The following is an 11997-nucleotide window of genomic DNA, read 5'->3' on the forward strand; positions in this document are numbered from 1 at the left end:
AGAGTAATCAAGGACTGTAACATACTGCTGTTTATTTTTGCGACGGACTGGACTTGTTAGCATCTTTTTCTAAGTTAATTTTACTCAATCCAATAAAATATCTGCGATAGTAAGCGGTTAAGTTGCCCATAACTTCTAAAAGTAAAAAGCGTCCTTCTGTGGTATAGGCTTGTGCCTTACGTCGATTCACCGCTTGGCTTTTTTGTTTTAAGGTTGTCGTATGTAGCTCGATCAGATCACGGGGAGAGGCTTGGAGTAACCCCAACTGTTCGGCGAAATTCGTTAGATGCATCGATAGCTGATGGTCAACTTTATAGGCACGTTCTTCTAATGCCCATTCCATTAAATCACCATAGCGTTGCCTGAGTTCCTCCAAGACATCGGGCATTCTCTGGTGCAGGGGTTTGACACTGGACGATTTTGGCGTCGAGTTGATCTCGCCCGTGATTAACTTTTCTAACTCTTCCAACTCTTGCTGTTGCTGATGCTGTTCGAGTTGAGCCAGTTGATATTGTCGCTCCAGGGCGGCGCGAATCGCGTAGACGAGTAAACTGGAATCCAGCTTCGCTTTGGGCAAATAGCCATAAGCTCCCATTTCTAAGGCTTTAACCGCAACTCGCTCATCTTCGAGAACACTTTGGACGATAATCGGGATATCAGGTGCAGTTTGCTGCATTTGCCGGAGGGTATCCATGCCCCGACTATCAGGTAACATTAAATCTAATAACACGACATCGATACCTCCTTGCGCCAAATAACCTCGTCCCTCCTCTAGTGTCTCAGCACAAAGCATTTCAAATCCTCTGCTAAATGAGGGAGATTTGGCTTGGGTTATGAGGTTTTCCAGTTTCTCGATGTCATCGGGGTCATCTTCAACCAGTAGAACGCGGCAACGGTGATCCAGCATGAGTGGCGATTTTAGGGATTCATTTCTCTAATACTATAATTGCCGCATTTTAGGGAATAGGGAACAGGGAATAGGCAACACCTCGGACTTCGGCGTGAGCGCTCAGTCGAACGCTTCGCTCGCTCATTAACACGCTCGGTGTGGAATATGCAATAGGGGGGAAGCGAAGCATCTGGTGAGATTCTTCACTCCGCTATCGCTCCGTTCAGAATGACACTATAACTTCCCTATCTCCCCCAGCTCCTGATAACTGATAACTGATAACTGATAACTGATAACTGATAACTGATAACTGATAACTGATAACTGATAACTGATAACTGATAACTGATAACTGATAACTGATAACTGATAACTGATAACTGATAACTGATAACTGATAACTGATAACTGATAACTGATAACTGATAACTGATAACTGATAACTGATAACTGATAACTGATAACTGATAACTGATAACTGATAACTGATAACTGATAACTGATAACTGATAACTGATAACTGATAACTGATAACTGATAACTGATAACTGATAACTGATAACTGATAACCTATGTCGGTAGTGTAATCGTAAACCTTGCCCCTTCCCCCGGAACACTAGAGGCGGTAATCGTTCCCCCGTGACGTGTGGCGATTTTGCGGCAAATTGTCAACCCCAAGCCTGTACCTTCATAGTGACGGCGGCTGTGTAAGCGTTGAAATGCCTCAAAGATTTGCTCCTCATACTCTGACTTAAAGCCAATCCCTTGATCTTTGATCACAATTTCACACTGATCCGGAAGTTGACTCGGCTGGGAATAAACCTTGACAACAGGCGCTATTTTCGATTGATGAAACTTCAGTGCATTACTCAACAGATTTTGCATCAGTTGACGCATTTGTAGGGGATCAGCCTTGACAGTAGGTAACTTTTCAACCTCAACTGTTCCCCCCGTTTCCTGAAGTTGAACATCCAAATCGGATAACACCTCTTGGACAACGGTATTTAAATTAACCGGAATAAAGGGTTGAGCTTGGGTTGTCACCCGTGATAACATCAATAAATCATTGATAAATGTTTGCATTCGCTCTTTGACCTGACGCATCCGTCTCAGGTACTCCTGCCCTTGTTCATCCAGAACCTGACTATAGTCTTCTGTAAGCAAGTCACTCAGCATTTGCATTTTATGCAGGGGGGAGAGTAAATCGTGGGACACGATATAAGCAAAGTCTTCTAATTCCCGATTACTGCGTTCGAGTTCAGTCACCAGATTTTTCATCTGGATTTGGGTTTGTTTGGTATGAGTAATATCTTGAATTTGCCCGACAAAATATAAGGGTTGTCTTTGACTATTCCGCACCAGCGAAACACTTAACAATATCCAGATGACATGTCCTTGCTTATGAAAATATCGCTTTTCCATTTCATAGGCTTGAATCTCATCGGTTAGCAGTTGACGCACGTAGCCCAGATCAGTCTCCAAGTCATCGGGATAGGTAATGTCCTGAAAGGTTGTCGCCAGTAATTCCGATTCCTGATACCCCAACAAGTCACATAAAGCACGATTGACGCGAATAAATTGACCATCAGGCGTCACCAAAGCTTCACCTGTTGCGGCATCATCAAAGGCACGGCGGAAGCGTTCTTCACTCTCGCGAAGTTGTTCTTCAATTTGTTTGACTTCAGTGATATCTCGCCCTTCGGGAATCAGCAACACCACTTGTCCGCTACTATCGGTAACAGACTTGAGGGAAAAATCAATCGTGGCAATCCTATCCCCTGCCCCTTGCACATCAACTTCATAGCGGATAAACTCACCTTGAGCCGATCGCGCGATCGCATCTTTTAATTGGGCTTGAGTTTGGGCTGAAATCGTCCACCACCGGGCTTGCCAAAAGGGTTTGCCAATCACCTGATCATGCCGCAATCCGCCAAAATCCAATGCTGTCTGATTCGCTTCGAGTACAGTACCATCAGGTTCGAGTAAACCGATAAACTGAAACGTCTGGTCAAAAATGGCATGGAATTTCTGTTCACTGGCTAACAATGCCTGTTGAAACTGTTGTCGCTGGGCATCAATGGCATTCAATCGCCTAGCATTACACCAAATTAATGCACCAAAAATGATAATTGCCAAGACACTGCGAAAAGCAAATCCAAAGACAGGCGGATAGAGATCAGCGCGAAAGCCCAGTAATACCAACCAGCCCAACACAGGCGGAATACTAATCACCACTGGGAGGAGACGTCGTGCCATAATACCCCCAGCGCGATCGCTAATCACCACCTTCATCGCCCCCCAGTTGGCAGAAGCACCGAGAATCCCGATCGCCAGTAAGATAAAGCTAATGGCAGTATGAATTGCCATGCCTGTATAAGAGCCAACGCTATAAAATAGAGGAATTTGGTAGAGGTGACCGATTAGCCCAAAAGACGCCACCAAGAAAACCAAGATTGTAAAAAACTGAGCTGCAAGGTAAGTCTCTCTCCCTAACAGCAGCAACGCCGAACCCAACAGCAAAAAGTTAGACGCTGTATTCGGTGCCATCCGCCCCCCAGCAGCAGCGTCTACCGCATCAGGGCGTTCTTGAATAATCAGTTGGTCAATGCCTAAGTTGAGATTAAAACCATATTGAATAATCGTCAGCAAAGCCAGCACGATAACGAATACAGCCAGCACCTGTGAGCCAATCAAAGATGACCGATAGGGTGAAGGCTTTTTGCTTTTCCTCTTACCTAAATGCCACAGATAGAGGGAAGCACCACTAATAATAAAGCCAATGGCTGTATTGGCTTTCATCGTGACTAATCCCGGTACAACGCTTTTAAATAGGGACAGGTTAAACATCCAACCCAACAGCCCCAAACAGCCAATCCCGATAACAATGATACTGACAGCTTGAGAAACGGATTTGAGTTGCTGACTCACAACAGAAGCCGATCGAATATTAGGGGGTGGGATGTCGTCATTAGTCATAGCTTAGGGAATGGGGGAGATAGGAGAGATGGGGAAGATGGGGGAGATGGGGAAGATTTTACCCTGATGTAACTAAATATAATCAGTGTCACTAACCTCTCACTTCCCTACCACTCTCTCCAATAAATCTGTGAAATCAGTGTTTTGACAAATAACAAACTACTTCTTAGCGTACCGTTTCCATCCAAGAAATACATTTTTGCATCTGTTGGCGCATCGTTTCTATATCTGCATGATACCGCCGTCCATGTCCCGGAAGTACCCACTCAAACGGATAGGTAGCCAGACGGCGCATCGAGTTGAGTAATTCTGACCAAGAGTACCAGCAAACATGGCGAAAGGCATGAAGGTGATGCAGGTGATCAGACCAAGCCAGATGATCCCCACTAAACAGAAAGTGTTGCTTGTATAGTAAAACAGTATGACCTTTAGTGTGACCCGGAACCGGGATAATGAACAAATCGGGGGAGAGTGCGATCGCGTCATTCCCGGTTAACTGAATTTCCACATCGCGAGTCTTGGTAGTAATATCATCATGATGCAGAATGCGATCGCACCCGAAATGATCTCGAAATTTTTGATGGTCGGCAATATCATCGCGATGGGTAAGATACAGATAGCGAATATCCCCCTTCTCTTCTAACCGTTTCACCAATGCTGGCGTAAATCGAGGCGAATCCACCAAAATATTCCCCTGATCCCGGACAATCAAATAACTCGCCGCCCCATAAGACGCTTCTGCATGATACCCACAGTGGTAAACATTATCCGCGATCGGAATCGGAAACGTCTCCTGAACATCTTTAATATCCTTCGGTTTATCTACCGTCCCAATCGAAGCCGTAGGACACGATAGCAACGCCTGCATCGCCGCTAACCGTTCAGCCTCATTCGTCGGTTGATGATAAACCGCCGATTGTGCATCTGCCCGATGGAAGACATTGGGTGCCATCCAGCGACAGGTATCACAATCAATGCAAGTTTCATCCACATAAACATCACCCTTAACATTTTGGGGACGACGTTGATCAAGAGTAGCCATCGTTTTATCGGAGTTTTAACTATCGAATTAGATTAGAGGTGTAATACTTATAAATTAGTAAAAATATAGAAAAATGCCCTCTATCCCAAGGGGAAGAGAGCAGAGCATGGTTTTGAGGTGTGAGGAATGAATCAATATCACTTAGTTACACTCTAGTCAGTGGATGTGACGCATCTGTGACGCTCCCATGACAATGTGATGATTATCTTGACTTCAGAGAGAATTAATCAAGTCAATCTGAAACGTTCGTAGTAAAGGCTTTAGCCTTATTGTCTTGGCTAACAGGCATCAACCCAACCGACAACCTATGCCACATCTAATTGCATTGATTAGCATTATACGGAACACACCGATGTGCATTGGTATCAACTTGAGCTTCAAAAACAAAGCAATACCTTGAGACAAACCCCACCCTAACCCTCCCCTTATCAAGGGGAGGGAACTCGAATTCGTATTCCCCCAACCCATCCGAAAACACATCCTAACCTAACCATGAAAACTAACCAAACCAAGCATCCCAGAGATAAATTTATTACAGTTTATGGCAGAAAACCCGTATTAGAAGCCCTATCCAACCCAGATATTATTATCGATAAACTCCTAATTGCCAATAATGCCAGAGGCGAATTTATTGACGAAATCATCAAGCAAGCCAGACAACGCGGTGTCAAAGTTTCGCGAGAATCCCCCAAATACATTACCCGAATTTCGCGCAACGGTCGTCATGACCAAGGCGTCGTTGTCGATGTCATTCCCCCCGCCATGGAAGCCCTATCCACCTATTTAGAGCGCCAACAATCTCATCCCCCCAACCAGAAACCCCAAACCCACAAATTCTTGGCTTTAGATGGCGTCAAAAATCCCAGTAATGTCGGCATGATTATCCGCACTTGCCTAGCCGCTGGATTTGACGGAATTATCCTCCCCCGAAAAGGATGTCCGGACTTAAATCCCCTCGTAATTAAAGCCTCAGCAGGCACAGCATTTTATACCCGAGTATTGCGCTGTGCTGAACTATCTGACGCCCTCCAGCAATTGCGTCAGGCAAACTATACAATTTATGGCTTAAGTGGCACAGCCACCTCCACACTCTATAACCTATCCTTTTCTCCCTTTTCCGTATTTGTGTTAGGAAATGAAACCGAAGGAATTAATCGAGATCATCACAACTTAATTGATACCTGGGTTTCTATTCCCATTGAATTTCCAGCCGAATCTTTAAACGTCGCCTCTGCCGCCGCCGTCGTGTGTTTTGAATTAAAACGTCAACATTTAGAGCAGCATTCCAGTAACCGCCATTGAACCTTGTTAAGTTGCAGTTAAATATCAATAATGGCGCAATCCTTGTAGTGCGTTTAGCGAAGCCATGCCGCAGGCTTTGCATCTTGCTCGCTACTAATACCTGGCGCATCAATGTGGGCAGCATTTACATTACAGCTCTTTGCGCTGTAATAAAGTACAGTAGCTCAAAGTCCCCCTTCAGATCCCCCTCCCGTCCCCCTTTTAGATCCCCCTCCCGTCCCCCTTAAAAAGGGGGAAGCCAGCAGATGCTTCGCTTTTTTTGCACGGGGGATTTAGGGGGATCGACAAGGTTTGGTGAGGTTGATGCGGAATTAGCCAACAAAATCGCAGCCATGTTAGAGTTACCCCATCAAGAGTTGACTCCTTTACTGTTAACGCTTTCTCGTGAGGAATTATTAGAACGGTTTGCTGGGTAGAAATGCTTGATTATTGGGCAGCGTTTACATTACAAGGCGAGTAGAATTAAATCCCAAAATTGTCTCAAACCGTAGGGTGCGTTAGCGAAGCGTAACGCACCGCAATCCCGCCATACCGAACCGAAACATGGTGCGTTACGGCGCTCTTATGTGGTGAAATGATAAACGTTAATCTTCAAATGCGCCTAACGCACCCTACAACTTATAATTATACTCTCTGACTTGCATAAGCTTCCCTACTCCAGAAGTAGAGATACATAGTAGCGTATACAAGGATACTTAAGATGAAGCGATTTGTATCTGCCATTTTAATCACAGCCTGTTTGTGGAACATTGACAACCTAGGTTCATATCCTCAAGCCTCTCTAGCTCAAACCCAACCCACTGAAACACTATCCTACTCATTCTATGGCAAACAAATTCCCCTAAATCTACGTAACGATGTACTGGCGGTTCGCTTCAAAGCCATTCAGCCGCGAGGGAATAAACCCCTATATTTGCAACTCCAAGACGATTTAACCACAAGAGGAATTCAAGGGCGAGGTTCAACGTTACAACCGAATCCCAATTTACAAGTTGATCCTCTCGGTAATCAGTTAGCGTTGGTTCGGCTTCCGGCTGGGGTGCGAACATCTACCCGGTTGTTAACCAATCAGATTCAGCAACAACCTTATGTTGAGGAAACCTTACCCGTTCTCAACCAAGGGGAATCTGAGGATAGGGAGAATGAAAAGTTGATTGTGTTACCTAATGAAATCATCATTAGTTTTTCACCAGGGACATCCGAAACCCAGAAACAACAGGTGTTGAACGAGCAGAACTTAGAAATCATTCGTCCCCTCCGCTTCAGTCAAAATCGCTATGTCGCCCGGTCAAAATCGGCATCAGGGATAGAAATAATCACCGTTGCTAATCAACTCAATCAAGTCAGGGGGATTCAGTCAGCGACACCGAATTTTATTCAAGCCATTTCGGATAACTTTGTTCCCGAAACCAACTTGATTAATTCTAGCCAAGAAATCCTTGATCCGGAGCGAGTGCTGCAACAACGCCTTGCGCGTTTACCTAAACCCAAAGACACTCCCTTTTCCACCGCCTTATTACCTCTACTGTGGCATCTCGATAGTACACCCAAACGGGGGCAACTATTACCCCGCACCGATATTGGCGCGATCGCGTCTTGGCAAGCCAGCCAGGGTGGGGAAGGAGTTGTGGTTGCGGTGATTGACAGTTTGATCCAGTGGGATCACCAGGATTTAGCCAAAAATATTTATACCACAGATCATTATCCCGACAAACTCCCCGGTGAGGTCAAGGGTTGGGATTTTTCCAGTTCTGGACAAGGCGATCCCGATACTCGATTGAGTCGGAAGGAACGAGATATTATTCAGCCCCATTTTCGGCGTACCTTTGAGCTATCTTGTCAGGAAATGGTGGAAGAGTATAAAAAGATAGCTTTACTATTAGCTCAGAACAATCCTGATGCGTCTGCTTGTGAGAGGGGTAATTCAATTAAACAATACTTTCGCCGTCAGATAACATCTGAATTTCATGGAACCTGGGTGTCTGGTGTAGTCGCGGCGCATTCTCCCGATCAAAGCGGAATAGTCGGGGTTGCGCCCCAGGCAAAAATTTTACCGATTCGCGTCTTTGGATTAAATGGTGAAATAGATTCCGTCTCTTTAATTGAGGCGATTGGTTACGCCGCCGCACGGGATGTTGATGTGATTAATTTGAGTTTAGGAGGATTGATGCCTAATCAAGAATTAACGGAACAGATTTTAACGGTTTTAGAGGCAAATCCTCAACTGGTAATTGTGGCTTCAGCCGGGAATGAAAATCGGTCTGGAATTAGTTTCCCGGCGGCTATTCCTCAAGTCCTTTCTGTCGGGGCGACGAATATACAAGGTGAGCGCAGTTCCTATAGTAATTATGGCAAAGGATTGGATGTGGTTGCTCCCGGTGGAGATATCAGTCGCAGTTTGAGTGGGGGTATTTTAACCACCGGGGGGACTGGATTATCATCATTATGGCAAGGAATAACTAAACCTGACTATGCTTGGGGATCTACTCTTGATCCCTTGGGAAACTATGTGCAAGTTCAGGGAACATCCTTTGCAGCACCTGCTGTATCTGGGGTAGTGGCTTTAATGAAAGGAGTGAATAATACCCTAAATCGAGAGCGAATTATGGATGTTTTGGAAGAAACAGCTAGTTATCAGGGATTAACGCTAACGGAAACGGAACAGGATCTTTATCAAAGTTATCAAAAAGCCCGTTTGACTGGGGAAAAACCCGAAGAAATACCCGAATTTTTAGTATTTCCTGAACCCAGTTCCGCTGAGGACTATTTCTTTGGTCGGGGTTTGGTGAATGCAGAAGCGGCGATTCAAGCTGTGCAGTAAGCTATTTGGTATTTAAACCTTAATAATAATAGCTCTCATCCTTGTAGTGCGTTTAGCGAAGCCATGCCGCAGGCTTTGTATCTTGCTCGCTAAGCTGTCACGCATTTAAATTGGAAATGGGTAGCGAGCAAGATGCTCGCACTACAAGGATTTCGCAATTCTTGACATTATGGTTTAAATGCCGAACAGCTTACTCATCCCATTGTTTTCGCTACTCATACCAAGTTGCGTTCTATCATGTCATTCTGAGCGGAGCGAAGAATCTGGACAGATGCTTCGCGTCATTCCGTTTCACTGCATTCTACTCAGAATGACAGATTCTACCCTAGACTACAACTTGGTATCATCCCCAATTTATAGCAACCGCCATAGCGGTTAGGACATACAGCGCTTCGCACTCTTATAGAGTACAGAGGAAAGCGCTGTATCTTATGATAGAGACGTTCCGCCGGAACGTCTCTACAACAGTATTGATGAGCGATAAAATAAACAAATTAATCCTACATTATTGTTTTTTTATTTAAATATTGTTTGGCATACACTCCACGATAAAATCCTTGTATAACGAACGAAAAACTCCTATCGGTGTGGGGGTTCAATTCCAGAAGCTTATGCCGGGACGGGAGTAATGAGAACCAACAACGGCGCAATATCCTGGAAATACTAGCTAACTGGCGCATTAATGTGGGTAGGAGTGAAATGTTAAGTAATGCAGATCGGGAGTTAATTATGAACTTATCACCAGCGTATTTTAAATGGCGGGAAGAGGTTGTCCTAGAAGGCAGGCGGGAAGGACAGCGGCAAATGGTAGAGAACTTGCTTTTAGAAAAGTTTGGTGAAATCAATGAAGAATTAGCCCGAATTATTGAACCTTTGATGCAGCTAAACACAAGAGAACGTTCTCAGGCAATTTTACAATTATCTCGTGAGGAATTATTAACGAGATTTCGCTCGGTAATTAGACAGCAAGAAACATTACAGGAAGGTAGACTGGAAGAACGGCGGCAAATCGTGGAAAACTTTCTCAGAGTGCGGTTTGATGAACTGGATGAAGCATTAGAAGCAATCATCGCACCGATGTTACAGTTACCCCCAGATGTGTTGAGTCGTCTACTGTTTAACTTTTCCAAGGGAGAGTTATTACTGTGGTTTGGCGAGACTTCTGGGCAAGATTTGAGATTAGGTGAAGGGAAGTGAGAAAAAAGATGCTCAATGCAGCGAGCAAGATGCTCAATGCAGCGAGCAAGATGCTCAATGCAGCGAGCAAGATGCTCAATGCAGCGAGCAAGATGCTCAATGCAGCGAGCAAGATGCTCAATGCAGCGAGCAAGATGCTCGCACTACAGCAAGGATTTCGGCATTATTGACATTAAGGTTTAAATGCCGAACAGCTTAACACAGCTAAGAAAGATGAGTGAACAAGAATAAACATATAGCGTTTTCATTTGAGTTGTGAACCCCACCCCTGCCCTCCCCTTGCTAAGGGGAGGGTTTGGGAGGGGTAAGATGTTCACGTTTCATTTGGAACTGCTATAACAGTTCAGGCAACAGTGAACACCAACAAAAAAGGACAAATAACTAATGAAAAATAACGAATGACCCGACAACCTCACGACCAATTTGCCAAGCAATATTTGGAAGAATTATTATCCCCTTTAGGTACAGTAGAAACTAGCCGAGATGTACCCAGCGAAGTGCGCCAGGTGGACGTTTGGTTTGTACCGGCATCCTCTCCCTCGACAGATTCTTCTAATCTGGGATTATTGGGTAAAATGGCAGCCACCGCTTGTCTATTTGAACCGTTTCGTAATGCCCCTACTGTAGCCGAAATACACGGTTGCTTATTGAAATTGTATTCGCTGCGGGCTGAACTCTTGAGAAAGGCACGACGAGAGAAACGTTCTGTGTCAGAGGATGAGTTACCCCTTTTGTGGATTCTATCGCCCTCTTGTTCTCAACGGTTACTCAACGGATTTAGTGCCAAGTTAAGTCAGGATGAGAATTGGGGAGAAGGAGTTTACTTCTTACCGGAGTTTCTCAGAACAGCACTGGTAGCGATTAACCAATTACCCGTAAGTCAAGATACACTGTGGTTAAGAGTATTAGGAAAAAGGAGAACACAGCAACAGGCAATTGAGGAGTTACTTGAGTTGCCAAAAGAAAGTCCATGGCGGCGGAATATACTGGAAATACTAGCCAATTGGCGCATCAATGTGGACAGTAGTGAAAGGTTAAGTAATGCAGATAGGGAGTTAATTATGAACTTATCACCAGCGTATTTTAAATGGCGGGAAGAGGCTGTATCAGAAGGCAGACAAGAAGGGATTCGGGAAGGGATTCGGGAAGAACGACGGCAAATGGTGGAAAACTTCCTCCGAGTGCGGTTTGGTGAGATTGATGCCGAATTAGAAGCGATCATCGCACCGATGTTACAGTTAACACCACAAGTGTTGACTCGTCTGCTGTTTAGTCTTTCTCGTGAAGAGTTATTACTGTGGTTTGGCGAGGGTTCTGGGGTAGAAGAGAGATTCGGCGAAGGGAAGCGAGAAAAGGTGGAAAACCTGCTGAAAGTGCGATTTGGTGAGGTTGATCAGGAATTAGCCGACAAAATCGCAGCCATGTTAGAGTTACCCCATCAAGAGTTGACTCCTTTGCTGTTGACGCTTTCTCGTGAGGAATTATTAGAACAGTTGAGAGGGGAACACAGCTAATCAAGATGGGGAAGCACAAACGCCATTTATGGTAGGGGCACGGCATTGCCCATTGGTGTCAACTTAAGGTACAAACTAATACTGACAAGGTTTTAAGCTGTGTCTGTCTACTTCTTGACATTTTCCCCCTCATCCCCTAACCCCTTCTCCCTCCGTGGGGAGAAGGGGGATCGGATTCTCTTGCTCCCCTCTCCCGTGCCATAAAAGCGAAGCATCCTCTGTCCTCCCCCCTCTTGTAGGGGGGAACGAGGGGGGT

10 protein-coding genes are annotated in these 11997 nt (G+C 45.0%); 6 read left to right on the top strand and 4 right to left on the bottom strand.

The window, feature by feature from the left end:
- Window positions 1-31: 31 nt before the first annotated feature.
- The 4 genes from MC7420_RS31080 to MC7420_RS31100 all read right to left on the bottom strand — a co-directional run bounded on the left by MC7420_RS31080 (window position 32) and on the right by MC7420_RS31100 (window position 4907).
- Window positions 32-907 carry a response regulator gene (locus MC7420_RS31080; protein WP_006105612.1) on the bottom strand — a complete coding sequence of 292 codons (876 nt, stop codon included), beginning with the start codon at window positions 905-907 and terminating at the stop codon, window positions 32-34.
- Window positions 908-1134: 227 nt separating this feature from the next.
- Window positions 1135-1506 carry a hypothetical protein gene (locus MC7420_RS43065; RefSeq protein WP_232231821.1) on the bottom strand — a complete coding sequence of 124 codons (372 nt, stop codon included), beginning with the start codon at window positions 1504-1506 and terminating at the stop codon, window positions 1135-1137.
- Window positions 1460-3865, bottom strand: a complete 2406-nt coding sequence (locus MC7420_RS35895) for a sensor histidine kinase (protein WP_083799224.1) — start codon at window positions 3863-3865, stop codon at window positions 1460-1462. The genes MC7420_RS43065 and MC7420_RS35895 overlap by 47 nt, the downstream gene beginning before the upstream one ends.
- Before the next feature lie 166 nt (window positions 3866-4031).
- On the bottom strand, window positions 4032-4907 hold the full coding sequence (locus tag MC7420_RS31100) for an MBL fold metallo-hydrolase (RefSeq protein WP_006105636.1): 876 nt from the start codon (window positions 4905-4907) through the stop codon (window positions 4032-4034).
- Between the two features lie 492 nt (window positions 4908-5399).
- On the opposite strand from MC7420_RS31100, the gene MC7420_RS31105 reads away from it, so the two are divergent.
- From MC7420_RS31105 to MC7420_RS31120, 6 genes are all read left to right on the top strand, one after another.
- Entirely contained in the window at window positions 5400-6209 is an 810-nt protein-coding gene (locus MC7420_RS31105; RefSeq protein ID WP_006105620.1) for a TrmH family RNA methyltransferase, read from the top strand.
- Between the two features lie 245 nt (window positions 6210-6454).
- Window positions 6455-6625, top strand: a complete 171-nt coding sequence (locus tag MC7420_RS40815; RefSeq protein ID WP_006105653.1) for a hypothetical protein — start codon at window positions 6455-6457, stop codon at window positions 6623-6625.
- A 284-nt stretch (window positions 6626-6909) separates the two neighbouring features.
- Complete coding sequence (locus MC7420_RS31110) at window positions 6910-9030, top strand: S8 family peptidase (protein WP_006105677.1); 2121 nt, start codon at window positions 6910-6912, stop codon at window positions 9028-9030.
- Between the two features lie 729 nt (window positions 9031-9759).
- Window positions 9760-10227, top strand: a complete 468-nt coding sequence (locus tag MC7420_RS31115; protein ID WP_198016604.1) for a hypothetical protein — start codon at window positions 9760-9762, stop codon at window positions 10225-10227.
- 8 nt (window positions 10228-10235) lie between these two features.
- Window positions 10236-10397: a hypothetical protein gene (locus MC7420_RS40820; protein ID WP_157453405.1), complete on the top strand. Its 162-nt coding sequence runs from the start codon at window positions 10236-10238 to the stop codon at window positions 10395-10397.
- 228 nt (window positions 10398-10625) lie between these two features.
- A complete protein-coding gene (locus MC7420_RS31120; protein WP_006105617.1) occupies window positions 10626-11741 on the top strand; it encodes a hypothetical protein in 1116 nt (371 codons plus the stop codon).
- Window positions 11742-11997 lie beyond the last annotated feature (256 nt).

The organism is Coleofasciculus chthonoplastes PCC 7420, from assembly GCF_000155555.1.
Classification (GTDB): domain Bacteria; phylum Cyanobacteriota; class Cyanobacteriia; order Cyanobacteriales; family Coleofasciculaceae; genus Coleofasciculus; species Coleofasciculus chthonoplastes_A.